The organism is Verrucosispora sp. TAA-831, assembly GCF_050780145.1.
Taxonomy (GTDB): Bacteria; Actinomycetota; Actinomycetes; order Mycobacteriales; family Micromonosporaceae; genus Micromonospora.
Genome location: NZ_CP192240.1, coordinates 3,515,677 through 3,534,625, shown reverse-complemented (window position 1 = coordinate 3,534,625; position 18,949 = coordinate 3,515,677). Strand labels below are relative to the sequence as shown.

The following is an 18,949-nucleotide window of genomic DNA, read 5'->3' as shown; positions in this document are numbered from 1 at the left end:
GGCGACGGCGACGGTCCGGCCACCGTGGGTACGGCGTCACGAGGTGACGCGGAAGGTGGCGTCCTGACGGTCGGCGGCGCTCGACGACGCGCTGAGCGGGTCGATGCGCAGCACGTGACCGGCGTGGCGCAGGTAGTGCGTGGGGAAGTTGTACGAGCGGAACGACGACCAGCCGCCGTCGGCCAGCCCGGCGGTGCGGTGGAAGGTGGCGTCGGCGCGGAAGGTCGCGCTGTTGTCGTTGGGGTCGAGGCGGGCCACGTACCCGCTGTGCCGCAGGAAGCTGCCGGGCACGTTCACCGACTCGAACGACACCCCGGCCGGGTCGGCGAGGCCGGGCACCATCCGCCACATCTGGTCGCGGTGCGGGTCGAACGGGTACGGGTCGATGCGGACCGCGCGGTTCGAGTGCCGGACGAAGTAGTCGGGCAGGTTCCAGGACTTCAGCCGGACCCAGTTCGGCAGGCCCCACCGGCTGACCACGCCGTTGAACTCGGCCTCGGTGATGCCGACGATCGAGCCGTGCTTGGAGTTCAGCGGCGGCGTGTAGTCGCGCTGGTTGAGCACCGACCACGAGTTGGCGCCGATGTTGTTCGTGCCCCAGAGGTAGAAGTCGTTGTTGACCGGGCTGAACGAGTCGCCCCAGAGCCACCAGCCCGACCCGTCGTTGCGCTTGAGCAGGTGGGCGCCCTCGATCGCGTTGCCCTGCCGTAGACCGGAGGTGTACGTGGTGAAGCTGTTCGGGGCGCCGGTGCCGGACCGGGCGCCGTACAGGTTCCCGTTGGAGAGGTTCTTGTAGTACAGGTACGTCACCCCGCCGTCGACGTGGATGTCGGCGTCGAGCACCGGGAAGCCGGGGCTGAAGTAGGTCTGCGGCGCGCTGACGGTGCGGAAGTCGCTGGTGTAGTTCACCAGGAACAGGTCCGTGGTGGTGTTGGCCGAGTAGACGATCGCGTACTGGCCGCGCCCGGCGTCCCAGAACACCGTCGGCGCCCAGGTGTGCACGTTGGCGTAGGTGTGCATCTGGATGCGCCGGTACCCGGTGAAGCTGGTCAGGTCGATCGAGTCGTAGACGTGCAGGTACTGGCTGTTGCGGCCGAAGTTGAGCCCGTACAGGTCGGTGGCGACGACCACGAAGGTGCCGTCCTGCTTGCGGAAGACGAACGGGTCGCGCAGCCCCAGGTCACCGGCGGTCGGGGTGACCACCGGACTGTTTTGGTTCAGCGGGGACCAGTTCAGGCCGTCCCGGCTGACCGCGAGGTGCAGGCCGTAGTCGGCCGCCGACTGGTTCGGGGACTCGGTGAAGTAGGTCTTGAGGTACGCGGTGTAGGTGGCCGCCGAGGCGGACTGCGGGCGGAATGCCACGTCGGAGGCGGTGAGGCCGACGGTGGCCAGCGCACCCAGGGTGAATGCTCGTCGACTCAGGACCATCGCGGTGACCTTTCTTGGCGCGGGGGACGGGTGGGGGTCGGGCCCGCCAGGGACGGGTGCGGCCCGTCGAGTCGTACGGGAGGCAGTGGCCGGGACGCGTCGCCCCGGTGGCTGGTTGCCGGTGTCGGACCTCCGGCGGCGGGCCGCTGACGATCCCGTCACGGGAACGGGCGTCGTGTGCGGTCCGTGACGACGCGGGCGCCTCGGCCGTCTCTCCGCCGAGGTCCGGCAACCTATGCATCCAGTTCGATGTTAGCGTTAACGTAGCGGTCGGTTAACACGTGCGCAAGCCTCCGATTTCCAGGAGATGGCGACGGAAACGGGTCGGCAACACGCCTGCGCCGCCGTCGTCCGGCTGCCGGTGAAGCTTCGGGGCGGCTTGACCCTCGACCCGGTCGAGGCCGCACTCTCCGTGCCGGGAAGCCGGGCCGGCACCGCACCCGGTGGAGCCGCCGGTCCCGTCGACGGGGGGAACGTGAAGGTGACTGGTGGTCGGGCGGCGGTGCCCGGCGCGTACTGGGCCTGGTTGGGCGGGACCGCGGTGAGTCTGGTCGGCGTGCAGGCCCTGGCGTTCGCGATGGCCTTCGTCGCGGCCGGGTACGGCGGGCAGTTCACCGCCCTGGTGCTGACCGCGATCAACCTGCCCCGGGCGCTGCTGTTGATGGCCGGTGGCGCGGTGGCGGACCGGGTCGGCCCGTGGCGCGTCATGATCATCTCGGACGCGGCGATGGTGGTGGTGACCCTGTCGCTGGCCCTCGCGGCCTGGTCGTCGACCGATCCGCGCCTGCCGCTGCTGCTGGCCGCGCTGGCCACCGGGGTGGTGGACGCGTTCCACCTGCCCAGCAGTGGGTCGATGCCGCGTCGCCTGGTGTCGCCGGCCGCCCTGGCGCGGGCGATGTCGGCACGCCAACTCGCCGGTCAACTGGCCCTGTTCGCCGGCCCGGTCCTCGGCGGCCTGCTCCTCGCGCCGGTCGGACTCGCCGGTGCCGCACTGGTCAACGCCGCGACCTTCGCGGTGATGCTGTCGATCCTGGTGACGTTGCGACGCGGCCGACACCGCGTCCCGGACGCCGCACCGGCGTCCGACCCTGCGTCGGCACCGGTGTGGCGGGCCGCTCTGGATGGGCTGCGGGTCGCCGCAGGTCACCCGGCCCTGCGGCCCGCGCTGCTGCTCACCGGTGCCGCCGCCGGGTTCCTCCTGCCGGTCTCCTCGCTCCTGCTGCCGCTGCTGGCCCGGGAGCGGGCGTGGCCGGGGCCGCTCACCGGCACGGTCGTCGCGGCCGTCGCGGCGGGTACGGTCGTCGTCGCGGTGGCGGTGCTGGCCCGGGGCGCGTCCTCCCGCCCGGGCGCGACGGCGGTCGGCGGACTGCTGACGGCCGCCGCCGGGACGTCAGCCGTGGCGATGGGTGGCACACCGATATGGTCGGTCGCCGCCGCGGCGACGGTCGGTGTCGGCTCGGGCCTGTTCGCCACGCACGTCGGCCCCCTGATTCTGGCCGCCGGCCCGGCGACGCACCTGGCCCGGGTGCAGTCCGTGCTGGTACTCGTGCAGAGCCTGCCGCTGCTGCTCACCACGGCCCTGCTCGGCGCCGTCGCCGAGATCGCGGCGGCCCCGACGGTGCTCTACGGCTGTGCCGGAGCGCTGGCGGCGTCCGCCGTGGCGGCGTTGGCCTCGCCGGTGCTGCGCGCCTGACGAGCCGCCACTGGTGCGGTCCGCATCACCTGACTAAAGTCAGAAATCGTGGATCGTGGACTGGTCGACGTGGTGCGGCGCTTCAACCGCACCGTCACCCAACGGGTCGGTGCCCTCGACGACGACTACCTCGCCCGCCACCGGCCCCTGGGACAGGCGCGGCTGCTCTGGGAGATCGGCCCGGCCGGAGCCGAGGTGGCCGCGCTGCGTACCCGGCTGGATCTCGACGCCGGTCACCTCAGCCGGCTGCTGCGCACCCTGGAGGCGGCCGGGCTCGTCGTGGTCGGTCCCGGCGACGGCGACCGGCGCGTCCGTGCCGCCCGTCTCACCGAGGACGGCCACGCCGAGTGGAACCTGCTCGACCGCAGGTCCGACGAGTTGGCCTGGTCGATGCTCGCGCCGCTGACCGCCGGGCAGCGCGGTCGGCTCACCGCCGCCATGGCCGAGGTGGAGCGGCTGCTGATGGCGTCACTCGTCGACATCGCACCCTGCCATCCGCGTGACCCCCGGGCCCGGGCCTGCCTGCGGGCGTACGTGCGGGAGCTGGACGAGCGCTTCGAGGGGGGCTTCGACCCGGGCGGCGACGACGAGCCCGACCTGGTCGCGCCGGACGGACTGTTCCTGGTCGCCACGCTCGCCACCGAACCGGTGGGCTGCGGCGGACTGCGGTTCGACCCCGGCGCGCCCGCCGAGATCAAACGCCTGTGGGTGTCCGGGTCGGTACGCGGACTCGGGGTCGGCCGGAGGTTGCTCACCGAGTTGGAGCGGCACGCCGTGGCGGGTGGCGCGGACGCCGTACGCCTCGACACGAACCGCGCTCTCACCGAGGCGATCCGGCTCTACCGCAGCGCGGGCTACCACGAGATCCCGCGGTACAACGCCAACCCGTACGCGCACCACTGGTTCGCCAGGTCCCTGACCGGCGACAGGCCGGGGTTAGCCGCCCCGCCCCGGGAAACTGGATGATGGTTCGCACCCGCACCGCCGAGGGGAGTCCCACACGTGGCCACGCACGAGGTGTTCAACCAGGTTCCGCCGATGATCGGCCACGACGTCGCCGACGACCCGGCGCTGTTGGCCGGGTTGGCCCGCGAGGGCGCCGACTGGGCCGTGGCCGACCTGCGTGAACTCGGTCGACTGGCGGGCGGCGAGGCCGCCGCCGAGCACGGTCGGCTGGCCGACGCACACCCGCCGACGCTGCGTACCCACGACCGCTACGGCCGTCGGATCGACGAGGTGGAGTTCCACCCGTCCTGGCACGAGCTGATGCGGACCGCCGTCGGCCACGGGCTGCACGCCGCGCCCTGGGCCGATCCGCGCGTCGGCGCGCACGTCGCCCGCGCGGCGGGGTTCTACACCTGGCGACCGGACGCCGGTCACGGGTGCCCGATCTCGATGACCTACGCCGTGGTGCCGGCGCTGCGACACGCGCCGGAGCTGGCCGACCGCTACGAGCCGCTGCTCACCGCGCGGACGTACGACTTCGGGCTGCGCGAGCCGCTGGGCAAGCGGGGCCTGCTGGCGGGCATGTCGATGACGGAGAAGCAGGGTGGTTCCGACGTCCGGGCGAACACCACCGCCGCGCGCCCGCAGGCCGACGGCAGCTACCGGCTGGTCGGACACAAGTGGTTCACCTCGGCACCGATGAGCGACCTCTTCCTCACCCTGGCCCAGGCCCCGGACGGGCTGACCTGTTTCCTGGTGCCCCGGGTGCTGCCGGACGGCACCCGTAACCCGATGCGGCTGATGCGGCTGAAGGACAAGCTCGGCAACCGGTCCAACGCCTCCGCCGAGGTCGAGTACGACGACGCGGTGGCCTGGCGGGTCGGCGACGAGGGGCGCGGCGTCCGCACCATCATCGACATGGTCAACCTGACCCGGCTGGACTGTGTGATCGGCGCGGCGGCCGGCATCCGGCAGGGCGTGATCACCGCGGCGCACCACGCCGCGCACCGCCGGGCCTTCGGCCGCTACCTGGCCGACCAGCCGCTGATGCGCAACGTCCTGGCCGACCTGGCGGTGGAGTCGGAGGCGGCGACCGTGCTGATGATGCGTCTCGCCGGGGCGACGGACCGCTCCGTGCGGGGTGACGCGGTGGAGACGGCGTTCAAGCGGATCGCCCTGGCCGTCGGCAAGTACTGGGTCTGCAAGCGGTGGCCGGGACATGCCGCCGAGGCGCTGGAGTGCCTGGGTGGCAACGGTTACGTCGAGGAGTCCGGGATGCCCCGGCTGTTCCGCGAGTCGCCGCTGAACTCGATCTGGGAGGGCTCCGGCAACGTCGCCGCGCTGGACGTACTGCGGGCGCTGGCCGGGCAGCCCGAGGTGCGGGCGGCGTTCGAGGCCGAGGTGGGCATGGCCACCGGTGTGGACTCCCGGCTCGACGCCGCGGTGCACCAGCTCCAGGTCGCCCTCGACGACCCGGCGGACCTGGAGGTGCGGGCCCGTCGGGTGGTCGAGCAGATGGCCCTGGTGTTGCAGGGTGCGCTGCTGGTGCGCCACGGCCATCCGGCCGTCGCCGACGCGTTCTGTGCCTCGCGGCTCGGCGTCGACCGGGGACACGCATACGGCACCCTGCCGGCCGGCGTCGACTTCGCCGCGATCATCGACCGGGCGACGCCGAAGGTGGGCTGACCGCAGAGGTCGCCACCGGATCGGTGCGGTGTGTCGTTGAGTCCACGTCGGAGCGTGTGGGATTCTGATGCGTCGATGCCGGTCGCGCGAGCGTGCTGACCGTCGCCTCAGGGGCACCCGGAGCCGCCACGGCCTCCCGGGAGGCGACGGACGAGCTGATGTCGTGGCGTCCGCCCGCGCCCGAGGCCGTCCGCCTCGGGCGCCGGGCCGGGCGGGTCGCCGCCGTGATCACCCACGAAGGACGACCATGACCATCTCGAACAGGCACGGTGTTCGACCCCTGAACCCGCCGTTGCGACTCTCCCGGCGTGGCCGGGCGGCCCTGGCGGCGAGCCTGCTGCTCGCCACCGGCGCGCTGCTCGGCGTGGCACCACCCGGTGCCGGTGCGGCGACGGCACCGGTGGCGGTGACGGTGAACGCACGGGCCGGGCTGGCCACCGTGCCGGACACCGCGCTGGGCGTGAACCACGCCATCTGGGACTCGCAGTTGGGCACCACCGAGACGTCGGACCTGCTGCGCGCGGCCGGCGTGCAGATGATGCGGTACCCGGGCGGCTCGTACGCCGACATCTACCACTGGCGCGACCACACCGCACCGGGCGGGTACGTCGCGCCGAACACCGACTTCGACACCTTCATGGCCGGGGTCCGCCGGGCCGGCGCCCAACCGATGATCATCGCCAACTACGGCACCGGCACGCCGCAGGAGGCGGCCGACTGGGTGCGCTACGCCAACGTGACCAAGGGGTACGGCGCCCGGTACTGGGCGGTCGGCAACGAGAACTACGGCAACGGTCACTACGGGTCGGCCTGGGAGGCCGACGAGCACCCGGACAAGAGCGCCACCTACTACGCGAACCTGGTCGTCGAGTACGCCGACGCGATGAAGGCCGTCGACCCGGACATCAAGGTCGGCGCGGTGTTGACCATGCCGGCGAACTGGCCGGACGGGCTGACCGCCGGTGCCGACCCGGGCCCCTGGAACCAGACCGTGCTCTCGATCGCCGGACCGAGGATCGACTTCGTCGACGTGCACTGGTACCCGGGCGGCAGCGCGGCCGAGTCGCTGCCCCGGACCAGCCACATCCCGGACGCGGTGCACCTGCTCCGGCAGCAGATCAGCCGGTACGCCGGGCCGGACGCGGACCGCATCGGCATCAGCCTCACCGAGGTGAACGTGACCGCCGAGGGGATGACCAGCCAACCGGCCGCGCTGTTCCTGGCCGACGCCTACAGCGGGCTGCTGGCCAACGGGGTCTTCACCGTGCAGTGGTGGAACGTGCGCAACGGCATCGGCAAGGTGACCACCGTGGCGGGGCAGACCGACTACGGCGACTTCGGGATGCTCTCCAGCGGCACCTGCACCTCGGACGGGTCGGTCTGCGAGCCGCCGCTGAACACGCCCTTCGCGTCGTACCACGGGCTGACCATGATGAGCCGGTTCGCGCGTACCGGGGACCAGTTCGTCCGGGCCGGCACCAGTGACCCGCTGGTCGCCGCACACGCGGTTCGTCGCGCCGACGGGGACGTCGCGGTGCTGCTGATCAACAAGGACCCGGACAACGCCCGCGAGGTCGACATCGACTACGCCGGGTTCGCGCCGTCGGCCGCCGCGCCCACGGTGCACTCCCACACCAACGGCGCCACCGCCGTCACCACCGCGCAGACCGGCAACGCGACCAGCCGGACGCTGCCGCCGTACTCGCTGACCACGCTCGTGGTGCGTCCGGCCGCCGCGCCGGGCGGTCAGCCGGGCGCACCCGGCCGACCCACGGTCGACGACGTCACCCACCGCAGCGCGACCATCTCCTGGCCGGCGGCCACCCGGGGTGCCGCCCCGATCGCCAAGTACGAGGTGCACCGGCAGCACGGTGCGGTCAGCGAACAGCTCGGGGAGACCTCGGGCACCAGCCTCGCCGTGGAGAACCTCGTCCCCGGCGCCCGGTACACGGTCAACGTGCTGACCCGCGACACCGCGGGCCGGGTCTCCTGGGCCTCCCCGCCGCTCACCTTCACCACCGGCAGCCCGGCGAGCAGCACCTGCGCCGTCCGGTTCGCCAGCACCACGGACTGGGGCAACGGCTACGTGGCCGACGTCGAGGTGGTGAACACCGGGGCGGGTGCGGTCGACGGTTGGACGTTGACCTGGACCTGGCCGACGGGCTGGCAGCAGGTGAGCAGCGGCTGGAACGCCACCTGGGAACAGGTCGGCACCGCCGTGCGGGTGACCGGCACCGACGACAACCGTCGGATCCCCGCCGGAGGCACGGTCACCGCCGGATTCGTCGGGGCGTACAGCGGCCCGAACGTGACGCCGACCGCCTTCCGGCTCAACGGCACGCTCTGCACGGTGCGGTGAACCGGGCCGGGGTCGTCGGTGGGCCGCACCCACCGGCGACCCCGGTGACTGGTGATTCTGCCGATGCGCTGCCGGCCGGACACCTTGAACACTGATCGCAGTCGATACCGTCCCGGACCGAGGGAGTGCCCGACGTGCGATCATCCACCACCATCCGTTCCCGTTCCGCGACCCTGCTGGCCCGGCTGGCGGCGGTCACCGTCCTGGCCGCCACCGGTGGCCTCGTCGCCACCGCCGCGCCCGCCCAGGCCGCCGGCCCGTACGAGCGCGGTCCGACACCGACCGACGCGATCCTGGAGGCGAGCCGAGGCCCGTTCGCCACCTCCTCGATCAGCGTCTCCTCGGTGAGCGTCAGCGGCTTCGGCGGCGGCGTCATCTACTACCCGACCAGCACCAGCGAGGGCACCTTCGGCGCGGTCGCCATCTCGCCCGGCTACACCGCCTCGTGGTCGAGCCTGAGCTGGCTCGGTCCCCGGATCGCCTCGCACGGGTTCGTGGTGATCGGCATCGACACCATCACCCGTCTGGACCAGCCGGCCAGCCGGGGGCGTCAGCTCCTGGCCGCGTTGGACCACCTCACCCAGCGCAGCTCGGTGCGTGGCCGGATCGACGCCGGTCGGCTGGCGGTGGCCGGTCACTCGATGGGCGGCGGAGGCAGCCTGGAGGCCGCCGCGAGCCGACCGTCGTTGCAGGCCGCCGTGCCGCTGGCCCCCTGGAACCTGACCAAGAACTGGTCGAACCTGCGGGTGCCGACGCTGATCATCGGCGGGGAGAGCGACAGCACCGCCCCGGTCGCCACGCACTCCGAGCCGTTCTACACCAGCATCCCGGCCTCGGCGGAGAAGGCGTACCTGGAGCTGAACAACGCCGGGCACTTCTTCCCGAACACGGTGAACACGCCGACCGCCAAGCAGGCGGTGGCCTGGCTCAAGCGGTTCGTCGACGACGACACCCGGTACGAGCGGTTCCTCTGCCCCGGGCCGAGCGGCCCGGCCGTCGAGGAGTACCGCAACACGTGCCCGCACTGACCCGACGCCGAGGTCGTCCCGGATCGCGGGGCCGCCGGTCCGTCGACCGGCGGCCCCGGTCGAGCCGGGTCGACGGGGGAGTGCAGCGCCACTTCGGCCCGACGTACCAGACCGACGAGGGGGACGGGCCGGTCGAGGAGTCGCAGCGCCGGTGGTGCCCCCGGCCGACGGGGTGCCGACGCCCTGACCGCCGTTGCGCCGACTCGCCGGACACGCAGCCACGGCATATCGGGCGCAAAACCCCGTCGTGGTACGCGTCTAGACTCGGCTCGCACAACGGAACGTGACGGTGGGGGAGGCGGACGCGGATGGGTAGGGCCGAGGCACCGGGTCGGGCGACGGCACCGACGGCGGCTGAGGCGACAGGTCGCGTCGACGGCCGGACCGCCCGGGCCGAGCGCACCCGGGCGGCCATCGTGGAGGCGCACCTGGCCCTGATCTCCGAGGGGGACCTGCGCCCGACCGGTGAGCGCATCGCCGAGCGGGCCGGGATATCGCTGCGGACACTGTGGACCAACTTCAAGGACATGGAGACCCTCTTCGAGGCCAGCGGCCGGGAGCTGCTCCGCCAGCAGGACGCCGCCTGGCGGCCGATCTCGCCGACGTTGCCGCTGGCAAAGCGGGTGGACGCGTACTGTCGGCAGCGGGCGAGGCTGCTGCAACTGATCGCACCGGCGGCGCGGGCCGCCCAGATGCGCGAGCCGTTCTCCGCGCAACTGCGCCGCAACCGGCTCAAGCACCTGGCCCGGGTGCGCGACGAGGTCGAGGAGTTGTTCGCCGCCGAGTTGGCGTGCGCCGGTGCCGGTCGGGAACAACTGGTCCACGCGGTGGTCGCGGCGAGCACCTGGCCGGCCTGGTCGACGCTGCGCGACGGGCTCGGTCTCGGCGTGGACGCCGCCCGCGCCGTGCTGACCCGCACCGTGGAGTCCCTGTTCAGGGCGGTCGCCGAAGCCTGATCCCCCTTTCCAAGCCGCCCGACGTGGGCGAGACTCGATGCATGGTTAATGCATCGCGAGTGCAAATAACCTTCATCTGCGGGCGGCAGCACGAGTGCCGGCTGATCCGGGACCTGCTCGCGACGCCACCGGGGGCGGCCCTGCTGCTGCACGGCGAGCCCGGCGCGGGCCGGAGCACCCTGCTGGCGTACGCCCACCAGCATGCCGACGACCGGACGGTGCTCAGCGCGGCCGGACTGGCCGACGAGGCCGAGTTGCCGTACGCGGGCCTGCAACGGCTGCTCGATCCGGTCCGCGACCACGCCGTCGACCTGCCCGAACGGCAGCGGCGGATGCTGCGCCGCGTGCTGACCGGGGACGGTTGCGGCGACGGCGACCGGCTCACCCTCACCGTGGCCGTCCTCGGACTGCTGGCCCGTGCCGCGCGGGAGCGTCCGCTGCTGTGCACCATGGACGACCTGGACACCGGCGACGTACCGACCGCCCGGCTCCTGGCCTTCGTGGCCCGGCGGTTGCGGCCCCTGCCGGTCACGCTCCTGCTCACCGCCGACGACGGCAGCCTGGTGGCCGGGATCCCCAGCCGGCGGCTGTCGCCGCTGGACGAGACGGCCAGTCGGGCGCTGCTCGCCACCCGGCGTCCCGGACCGCCGCCCGAGCCGGTGCTCGCCACGCTGGCCTCGATCGGCGGCGGCAACCCGCAGGCGCTGGTGGACCTGGCCGACGCGCTCACCCCGGGCCAGTGGCTCGGACGGGAGCCGCTGCCCGGCACGCCGCCCCCGGACGGCGACCTCGGTCGCGCGTACCGCGCCATGCTGGATCGGCTGCCCGCCGACACCCGGCGCGTCCTGCTGCTGACCGCGCTCGCCGCCGACGTCGGCTCCGGCGTGCTGGCCCGGGCCGCCCGGGCGGCCGGTACCGCGGTCGAGGCGCTGGCTCCGGCGGAGGCGGCAGGGCTGGTGCGCACCGGCCCGTACGGGGACGTCACCTTCCCCCGACCGCTCGCCCGTGCGATGGTCGAGGCCACCGCCCCGGCGGCCGACCGGCGGGCGGCGCACCTGCTGCTCGCCGCCGCGTGCGGCGCGCCCGGTCAACGGCTGCGGCGGGCGTTGCACCGGGCCGCCGCCACGGACGCCCCGGACCCGGGCCTGGCCGCCGAGCTGGTGGCGGTCGCCACCGAGGGCGGGCACTCGGTCGACACGGCGGCGGCACTGGCCCGGGCCGCCGAGCTGACCGACGATCCGGCGTCGGCCGCCGAGCGGCGGGTCGCCGCCGCCGGTCACGCCTGGGCGGTGGGGCGCACCGGCCAGGCCCGCGCCCTGCTGCGGGCGCTGCCCGACCCGCCGGAGGGCGCCGGGGTCGGTGGACCGGTCACGCCCCGGGACGCCGCTGTCGGCGGCCGGTCCGCGCTGCTGCGCGGCGAGATGCTGCTGCGCTGCGCCGCGCCGTCCGCCGCGCCGCCCGTGCTGCTGGCCGCCGCCGACGCGCTGGCCGCCACCGATCGCGCGACGGCCCTGCTCGCCCTGCTGCGTGCCGGTGAGGCGGTGTGCTACTCCGGGGAGCAGTACCGCTACGCCGAGGTGGCGCGCCACCCGGTGGCGGCGCGTCGCGACGCCGACGGCCCGGAGGCGGAACTGCTGACCACCCTGGTCGCCGGGATCGCCGCGACCCTGCGGGGCGAGCACCTGCGTGGCGGGCCGCTGCTGCGTCGGGCGGTCGTGCTGGGCGGACGGTCCGGCGTCGCCATGACCCCGAGCGCCCTGACCGGCGCGGTCGCCGCCGGCCTGCTGGTGGCGGTGGACGCCGCCGCGCACCGGCTCGCCGACCGCGCCGTGGAGCTGGCCCGCAGCACCGGCGAGGTGTGCCTGCTGCCGCGCGCCCTCGAACTGCGGGCGATGAGCGAGTACTGGTTGGGTCGGCACGACGCGGCGGCGGACAGTTGCCGGGAGGGGCTGCTGCTGGCCCGCTCCACCGACCAGCACGCCAGTGCCGAGGTGCACCTCGGTCTGCTCGCCGTGCTCGCCGCGGTGCGCGCCGATCGGGACGCCGGCCTGCGGTACGTCGCCGAGATCGGGGACAGCGCCCCGCCGGACAGCCGCCCGTACGCGTTGGCCCAGTGGGCGCTGTCCGTGCTCGACCTGGTCGCCGGCCGGTACGCCGACGCCGCCGACCGGCTCACCTCGCTGGCCCGCCCCGGCACCGGCCGGGGTCAGGTCATGGTGCAGGTGATGGCGACGCCGCATCTGGTGGAGGCCGCCGCCTGCGCCGGTCGGCCCGCGCAGGCCCACGCCGCGCTGGCGGTCTTCGACCGTTGGGTGGGCAGTACGGCCAGCTCGTCGCGGCGGGCGCTGTCCGCGCGGTGCCACGCGCTGTTGGCGCCCCGGGGCAGCGCCGAGGCCGAGGAGCTGTTCCGGGCCGCCCTGCGCCTGCACCCGGCCGACGTCGCCACCTTCGAGCGGGCCCGTACCGAGCTGCTGTTCGGCCGGGAGCTGCGGCGTCGCCGTCGACCGCGCGACGCCCGGGCGCACCTGCACCGCGCCCGGCAGGCGTTCGTGCTGCTCGGCGCGGAGACCTGGAGCGAGCAGGCGACCGCCGAGCTACGCGCGGCGGGGGAGTCGGTCGGGGTGCCGCAGCGTCCGGCCGAGCGCCTGCTCACCGGCCAGCAGCTCCGCATCGCGCGGTTGGTCGCCGAGGGTGCGACCAACCGGGAGATCGCCGGCCGGATGTTCCTGTCCACCCGCACCGTCGACCACCACCTGCGCAACGTGTTCCACCGGCTCGGCGTGCGCTCGCGTACCGAGCTGACCCGGGCGTTGGGCGGCGCACCGCCGCAATATTCAACCTATTCATGACGGGCGTCAGAAATTCTTGACATCTGGTGGCCGGGTGGCTGACCATGGCCACCACGGCAGGGTGACCCCACTCACACCCGAACGCGTCCGCACCTTCGAGGCATCCGCCGTGTCGACGCACCCCCACCACCCCCGCCCAGGAAGGGCCCCGTCCATGAAGAAGGTCATCACTTTCGGGTTGGTCGCCGCCGTCGCGATCGCCCTCACCGCTTGCACCGACTCCGACGCGACCGGCCCCGAGCAGGCCGACGGCGACCTGCGCCAGGTGCGGGTCGCGGCGCTGCCCATCACCGAGACCGCCGCGTTGTGGGGCGGCATCAAGGCGGGCATCTTCGCCAAGCACGGGCTGGGGGTCGAGGTGCTGCCCGCCCAGGGCGGCGCCCAGGCGATCCCGGCGCTGATCAACGGTGACATCGAGTTCGCCATCGGCCAGCCGTTCGGTCCGTTCCGGGCCGACCTGCAGGACCTCGGCGTGGTGATGATCGGCAACTACGCGTCCTCGTACGCCGAGGGCGACGACATCAACGCCGTCGTGGCGTCGAAGGCGTCGGGCATCACCCGCCCCGCCGAACTCGCCGGGAAGCGGGTGTCGGTGAACAGCCTGGGCGCGGCCGGTGACGTGACCATCATGGCCGCCGTGGAGAAGGACGGCGGCGACCCGTCCACCATCAGGTTCGTCGAGGTCGCCTTCCCGGACGCGCCGGCCCAACTGGAGGCCGGCAACATCGACGCCGCCTGGGTGCCGGAGCCGTTCGTCACGCAACTGCGCGGCCGGGGGGACACCTTCGTGGTGGCGCCCTACCAGGCAGTCGTCCCCGGGCTCACCACCCTGACCACGATCACCACGAAGGAGCGGACCGAGTCCGACGCCGAGCTGATCTCCGCCTTCTCCACGGCGATGAAGGAGACCCTCCAGTGGGCGCAGGACCCCGCCAACGAGGCGGACGTCCGGCAGGCCATCAAGGACAACCTGCAACTCCCCGAGCCGGTGGCGGACTCGGTGCGGCTGCCGGAGTTCGGCTGGGAGCTGGACCGGGAGAGCCTGACCACGCTCGCCACGCTCGCCGGTAAGTACCAGGTGCTCGACCGGCAGCCCAACCTCGACCGTCTCATCCAGCAGCAGTAGCCCTCGCGGTCCCACCCTTCCCGGCCGCCGGTCGGGAAGGGTGACGCCGCCGACCACGGGAGCGACATGCACGTGACATCCATCCGGCGGACCCGCCCGCCACGCAAGGTGCTGCTGGGTGCCGCAGGGTTGGCGGGATTCCTCGTCGTCTGGCAGTTGGTGCCGACCCTCGGGCTGGTCAACTCGCAGTACCTGCCGTACGTCACGGACGTGCTGGTTCGGCTCGCCGAGGAGTTCCGCGACGTCGCCTTCTGGCGGCGGCTCGGTCACACCATGACCTCGTGGGCGATCGGGCTGACCGTGGCGACGGTCGCCGCGGTCGTGCTGGGCACCGTCGTCGGGCTGGTGCCCGTCCTGCGTCGCGCGACCCATACGGTGGTCGAGTTCCTGCGCCCGATCCCCTCGGTGGCACTCATCCCACTGGCCGTGCTGATGTTCGGCATCCAGATGAAGGCCGCGCTGGTGATCATCATCTACGCGTCCTTCTGGCAGGTGTTCGTGCAGGTCATCTACGGCGTCGCGGACGTCGACGCGGTGGCCCGGGACACCGCCCGCAGCTTCCGGCTCACCCGGCGCGAGCGACTGGCCTACCTCGTGCTGCCGACCACCCTGCCGTACCTGATGACGGGGGTCCGGCTGGGTGCGGCGGTGGCGCTCATCCTCGCCATCACCTCGGAGATGGTGATCGGCAACCCCGGACTCGGGCGGATGATCGAGCTGTCCCGCTCCTCCGGCGACGCGGTCGGCCTGTACGCGCTGGTGGTGGTCACCGGCCTGCTCGGGCTGCTGGTGAACCTCGTCTTCCGGTTCGTCGAACGTCGCTCGCTGTCCTGGCACCAGTCCGTCCGAGGAGAGGAGCCCCGATGACCGCGCACGCCGAACGGATCGCCGCCCGGCCGCGCGGACGTGGCCTCGCGCACCGTGTTGCCTCGGGCTTCCTCTACTCGCTCGGGCTGCCCTTCCTGCTGCTGGTGATCTGGGGCGCGACGTCGACGGTGTCGACGAACCGGTTCTTCCCCGGACCGCTCACCATCGGCGCGGCGTTCCGGGACACCTGGGTCGGTCCCGCGTTCGTCCACGACGTGCTGCCCAGCCTCTACCGGCTCGCCCTCGGCATCGCCGCGTCGATCGTGATCGGCGTCGCCCTCGGCACGCTCATCGGACTGTTCCGGTGGCTGAGCGAACTGCTGGAACCGCTGCTGGAGTTCTTCCGGGCCATCCCGCCGCCGGTGCTGATCCCGGTGGTGATGCTGCTGCTGGGCATCACCGACACGATGAAGGTGGTGGTCATCGTCTCCGGCGCGGTCTGGCCGATCCTGTTGAACACCATCGACGGTGTCCGGGCCACCGACAGCGTCATGTCCGAGACCGCCGACTCGTACCGGATCACCTGGTGGGAGCGGCTGCGCTTCCTCGTGCTTCCGGCCGCGAGCCCGCGCATCATGGCCGGCGTCCGGCAGGGACTGTCGGTGGCGCTGATCCTGATGGTGATCTCGGAGATGTTCGCCTCGTCCGCCGGCCTGGGCTACCGGATCGCGTACTTCCAGCGGAACTACCTCATCGCCGAGATGTGGAGCGGCATCCTCCTGCTCGGCCTCGTCGGCGTCCTGCTCGCCGCGACCTTCGGTGTCGTCGAACGGCGGGTGCTGCGTTGGTACCACGGAATCAGGGAGGTCAACCGTGCCTGAGCGGGACATGTTGCTCAAGGTGGAGCACCTGCGGAAGGTGTACGAGTCCGCGTCCGGCGACGTCGAGGCGATCGGGGACGTCAGCTTCACCATGGCCGCCGGTGAACTCGTCTGCGTCGTCGGCCCGTCCGGCTGCGGCAAGACCACGCTGCTGAAGTGCCTGGCCGGGCTGCTGCGGCCCACGGACGGGCTGGTCGAGATGCACGGGGCACCGGTGACCGGACCGAGTCCCGCGATGGCCGTCGTCTTCCAGGAGTACGGCCGCAGCCTCTATCCGTGGCTGACCGTGCGGGGCAACGTCGAACTGCCGCTGCGCCACAAGAAGCTGTCCCGGGCGGCGCGCGAGCGCCTCGTCACCGACGCGATCGAGGCGGTGGGCCTCGGGCACGCCGCCCGGAGCCACCCCTGGCAGCTCTCCGGCGGCATGCAGCAGCGGGTGGCGATCGCCCGGGCGGTCGCGTACGAGCCGGAAGTGCTGATCATGGACGAGCCGTTCGCCGCGGTCGACGCCCAGACGCGCGCGGACCTGGAGGACCTGGTGCGGGAGCTGCACGCGACCCGCAAGATATCGATCGTCTTCGTCACGCATGACATCGACGAGTCGGTCTACCTGGGCGAACGGGTTCTAGTATTGTCCAAGTCGCCGACCTGGGTGCAGGAGGATCTCGTCATCGACCTGCCGCCGGAGCGTGACCAGATCACGACTCGCGCGCTACCCCGCTTCACGGAGCTGCGCACCCACGTCTACGACCAGATCCGTCGCGCCAAGGGCGCCCAGACCGTCGCCCCGTGACCGTCGCCAGGTCGGAGCCGTCCGAGAGGGAGGACTGTGCGCAGTCGTCAGCCGAAGCAACTGCTGCTCGCGTTCTTCGGTGAACACGTCGTCGACGACGATCCGGGGCCGGTCCGGGCCAGTGTCCTGATCGGGGTGCTGGAGGGGGCGGGTGTCGCGGCACCGGCGACGCGGGCCACCCTCGACCGGCTCGTGCAGACCGGCATCCTGGCCCGCAGCAAGAGCGGCCGGGAGATCCAGTTCTCGCTCACCGCACACGGGGTGGCGGTGCTGCGCGAGGCGACCGAACGGGTCCGGGGCCCGCGCCCGTTCGACCCGCAGGGCACCGGCTGGACCCTCGTCACGTTCACCATCCCGGAGGGGCAGCGGACCCTGCGTCACCGGCTGCGGTCCACGCTGACCTGGGAGGGCTTCGCACCGCTGCGCGACGGGCTGTGGCTGGCGCCCGGCGAGGTCGACCTCGCCGGGTCGCTGGAGCCGTTGTGCCGGGATCTGCCGCCGAACACGGTGATCGCCCTCCACGCCCGCGAACTGGCCGGCTTCCCGATCGCCGAGAGCGTCCGGGCGGCCTGGGACATCGAGGCGATCCGGCGCGAGCACCTGGCGTTCATCGAGGTGTGGGACGACCCGGACGCGGCGACGCAGGCGGCCGGCGCGCTCACCGTCCGCACCATGCTGGTCGCGGACTGGCTCGCGCTGTTGCGCGCCGACCCGCGACTGCCGCGCGAGTTCATGGACGCGCAGTGGCCGGCCGCCCGGTCGACGCAGGTCTACCGGCGGATGCACGAGCGGCTGGCCGAGGCCTCCGCCGCGGAGTTCGCCGCGCTGGTCACCACTCGCGCTGCCACCACCCGCCGAAGCGGCTCCGCAGGTCCGCCTTCCGCACCTTCCCCGACGCGGTCCGCGGCAACTCGTTCACGATGACCACGTTCTTGGGCAGCTTGTAGCGGGCCACCTTGCCGTTGAGGAAGTCGCGGACCGTGTCGACGTCGACGGCGGTGCCCTCGCGGATCGTCATGATCGCCCACGGTACCTCGCCCCAGCGCTCGTCGGGAACGCCGATGACCGCCACGCCGGTCACCCCGTCGATCTCGCCGAGCAGCGACTCGATCTCGGCCGGGTAGATGTTCTCCCCACCCGAGATGATCATGTCCTTGAGGCGGCCGGCGATGTGCAGGTAGCCGTCGTCGTCCAGGTAGCCGAGGTCACCGGAGCGGAACCAGCCGTCCGCCGTGAACGCGCCCGCCGTCGCCTCGGGCATCCGGTGGTAGCCCCGGAACACGTTCGGTCCGGCGATCTCGATCTCGCCGATGCTGCCGGCGGGTGCCGGGCCGCCGTCGGTGTCGGCGACGCGGACCTCGGTGAAGAAGTGCGGCAGTCCCACGCTGCCCTGCTTCGCCCGGGTCATCGTCGGCGGCAGCGAGGTGGCCCCCGGCGACGCCTCGGTCATGCCGTAGCCCTGCGAGAACGACAGGCCCCGCTCCTCGTACGCGTTGAGCACCCGGACCGGCACCGCCGAGCCGCCGCAGGTGAGTTTGCCCAGGGTGGACAGGTCGGTGCCGGCCCAGTCCGGGTGTTCGGCCAGGAGCTGGAAGGTGGTCGGTACGCCGCTGAGCATGGTGACGCCGTGCCGGGCGATCCGGGCGAGCGCGCGTCCCGGCTCGAAACCCTTCTCCAGCACCAGCGTGCCGCCCTTGAGGATGATCGGCAGCGCGCCCATGCCCAGCGAGGCGACGTGGAACAGCGGCGAGATCATCAGGGCGATGTCGGTCGACACCACGTCGTAGTCGACGATGCAGTTCAGCGCCGTCCAGGTCAGGTTGCCGTGGGTCAGCACGGCGCCCTTGGCCCGCCCGGTCGTACCCGAGGTGTAGACGATCGCCGCCGGGTCCCGCATGGTCACCCGGACGGGTGTGTCGTCCCGGGGGGCGGTGGCGGCCAACCGGGACAACCCCGGGGCCTCGGCGCTCCCGGGACCGGTCGGCACCGTGTGCGCGGGCCGGGACGCCGCCGCGACCGAGGCGACCCGGGCGGCGAACTCGGGGTCGTGGACCAGCACCCGGGCCCCGCTGTCACTGAGCACGTGGGTGATCTCGGGTGCCGCCAGCCGGGTGTTGACCGGCACGAAGGCGGCACCCAGCCGGGTGGTCCCGAACATCACCTGGAGGAACTCGGGGCCGTTCTCGCCCAGGTACGCGACCGTGTCGCCCTTGCCGACACCGAGGTGCCGCAGTGCCGCCGCGACGCCGTCGGCGGCGTCGGCGAGCTGCCGGTACGTCATGGTCGCCTGCTCGCCGTAGACGAGGGCGGTCTTCTCCGGTGACTTGAGTCGGCGCTTGGCCAGCCAGCCGCCGATCCCTTGGTGGTGCATCAGCAGTCTCCTGGTGGTGGAGGGCGG

14 protein-coding genes are annotated in these 18,949 nt (G+C 72.9%); 12 read left to right on the top strand and 2 right to left on the bottom strand.

The features are described from left to right. Positions 1 to 36: 36 nt before the first annotated feature. Positions 37 to 1,428 (bottom strand): glycoside hydrolase family 43 protein, encoded by a 1,392-nt coding sequence (locus tag ACQVFL_RS16045; RefSeq protein WP_431726852.1) that lies wholly within the window; start codon positions 1,426 to 1,428, stop codon positions 37 to 39. 307 nt (positions 1,429 to 1,735) lie between these two features. On the opposite strand from ACQVFL_RS16045, the gene ACQVFL_RS16040 reads away from it, so the two are divergent. The 12 genes from ACQVFL_RS16040 (at position 1,736) to ACQVFL_RS15985 (ending at position 17,475) form a co-directional block, all read left to right on the top strand. Beyond that, entirely contained in the window at positions 1,736 to 3,121 is a 1,386-nt protein-coding gene (locus tag ACQVFL_RS16040; protein WP_431726851.1) for an MFS transporter, read from the top strand. A 48-nt stretch (positions 3,122 to 3,169) separates the two neighbouring features. Then, positions 3,170 to 4,087: a bifunctional helix-turn-helix transcriptional regulator/GNAT family N-acetyltransferase gene (locus ACQVFL_RS16035; RefSeq protein WP_431726850.1), complete on the top strand. Its 918-nt coding sequence runs from the start codon at positions 3,170 to 3,172 to the stop codon at positions 4,085 to 4,087. Between the two features lie 36 nt (positions 4,088 to 4,123). Continuing rightward, entirely contained in the window at positions 4,124 to 5,752 is a 1,629-nt protein-coding gene (locus ACQVFL_RS16030; RefSeq protein WP_396695794.1) for an acyl-CoA dehydrogenase family protein, read from the top strand. Between the two features lie 247 nt (positions 5,753 to 5,999). After that, positions 6,000 to 8,111, top strand: a complete 2,112-nt coding sequence (locus ACQVFL_RS16025; protein ID WP_431726849.1) for a cellulose binding domain-containing protein — start codon at positions 6,000 to 6,002, stop codon at positions 8,109 to 8,111. A gap of 134 nt (positions 8,112 to 8,245) precedes the next feature. Beyond that, the gene (locus tag ACQVFL_RS16020; protein WP_396695789.1) at positions 8,246 to 9,139 is read left to right on the top strand and encodes an alpha/beta hydrolase family protein; all 894 of its coding nucleotides are present in this window, start codon (positions 8,246 to 8,248) and stop codon (positions 9,137 to 9,139) included. A gap of 308 nt (positions 9,140 to 9,447) precedes the next feature. Next, positions 9,448 to 10,095, top strand: a complete 648-nt coding sequence (locus ACQVFL_RS16015; RefSeq protein ID WP_431726848.1) for a TetR/AcrR family transcriptional regulator — start codon at positions 9,448 to 9,450, stop codon at positions 10,093 to 10,095. A gap of 59 nt (positions 10,096 to 10,154) precedes the next feature. Beyond that, positions 10,155 to 12,944, top strand: coding sequence for a LuxR C-terminal-related transcriptional regulator (locus ACQVFL_RS16010; RefSeq protein ID WP_431726847.1), 2,790 nt, complete (start codon positions 10,155 to 10,157; stop codon positions 12,942 to 12,944). Positions 12,945 to 13,098: 154 nt separating this feature from the next. Next, positions 13,099 to 14,070, top strand: coding sequence for an ABC transporter substrate-binding protein (locus ACQVFL_RS16005; RefSeq protein WP_431726846.1), 972 nt, complete (start codon positions 13,099 to 13,101; stop codon positions 14,068 to 14,070). Between the two features lie 66 nt (positions 14,071 to 14,136). Further along, positions 14,137 to 14,937, top strand: coding sequence for an ABC transporter permease (locus ACQVFL_RS16000; protein ID WP_396695780.1), 801 nt, complete (start codon positions 14,137 to 14,139; stop codon positions 14,935 to 14,937). Then, positions 14,934 to 15,758 carry an ABC transporter permease gene (locus ACQVFL_RS15995; protein WP_431726845.1) on the top strand — a complete coding sequence of 275 codons (825 nt, stop codon included), beginning with the start codon at positions 14,934 to 14,936 and terminating at the stop codon, positions 15,756 to 15,758. Before ACQVFL_RS16000 ends, ACQVFL_RS15995 begins: the two co-directional genes overlap by 4 nt. Beyond that, complete coding sequence (locus tag ACQVFL_RS15990; protein ID WP_396695776.1) at positions 15,751 to 16,551, top strand: ABC transporter ATP-binding protein; 801 nt, start codon at positions 15,751 to 15,753, stop codon at positions 16,549 to 16,551. Before ACQVFL_RS15995 ends, ACQVFL_RS15990 begins: the two co-directional genes overlap by 8 nt. Before the next feature lie 36 nt (positions 16,552 to 16,587). After that, entirely contained in the window at positions 16,588 to 17,475 is an 888-nt protein-coding gene (locus ACQVFL_RS15985) for a PaaX family transcriptional regulator (protein ID WP_431729759.1), read from the top strand. Here the strand turns inward: ACQVFL_RS15985 and ACQVFL_RS15980 are convergent. Beyond that, the gene (locus ACQVFL_RS15980) at positions 17,381 to 18,922 is read right to left on the bottom strand and encodes an acyl-CoA synthetase (protein ID WP_431729758.1); all 1,542 of its coding nucleotides are present in this window, start codon (positions 18,920 to 18,922) and stop codon (positions 17,381 to 17,383) included. The two genes, ACQVFL_RS15985 and ACQVFL_RS15980, sit on opposite strands and share 95 nt — an antisense overlap. Positions 18,923 to 18,949 lie beyond the last annotated feature (27 nt).

Bases quoted from the DNA above. Each gene is read 5' to 3' on its own strand.
- ACQVFL_RS15980 (WP_431729758.1), bottom strand. From the start codon at position 18,922: ATGCACCACCAAGGGATCGGCGGCTGGCTGGCCAAGCGCCGACTCAAG.
- ACQVFL_RS16015 (WP_431726848.1), top strand. From the start codon at position 9,448: ATGGGTAGGGCCGAGGCACCGGGTCGGGCGACGGCACCGACGGCGGCT.
- ACQVFL_RS16005 (WP_431726846.1), top strand. From the start codon at position 13,099: ATGAAGAAGGTCATCACTTTCGGGTTGGTCGCCGCCGTCGCGATCGCC.
- ACQVFL_RS16000 (WP_396695780.1), top strand. From the start codon at position 14,137: ATGCACGTGACATCCATCCGGCGGACCCGCCCGCCACGCAAGGTGCTG.
- ACQVFL_RS16045 (WP_431726852.1), bottom strand. From the start codon at position 1,428: ATGGTCCTGAGTCGACGAGCATTCACCCTGGGTGCGCTGGCCACCGTC.
- ACQVFL_RS16025 (WP_431726849.1), top strand. From the start codon at position 6,000: ATGACCATCTCGAACAGGCACGGTGTTCGACCCCTGAACCCGCCGTTG.
- ACQVFL_RS16040 (WP_431726851.1), top strand. From the start codon at position 1,736: ATGGCGACGGAAACGGGTCGGCAACACGCCTGCGCCGCCGTCGTCCGG.
- ACQVFL_RS15995 (WP_431726845.1), top strand. From the start codon at position 14,934: ATGACCGCGCACGCCGAACGGATCGCCGCCCGGCCGCGCGGACGTGGC.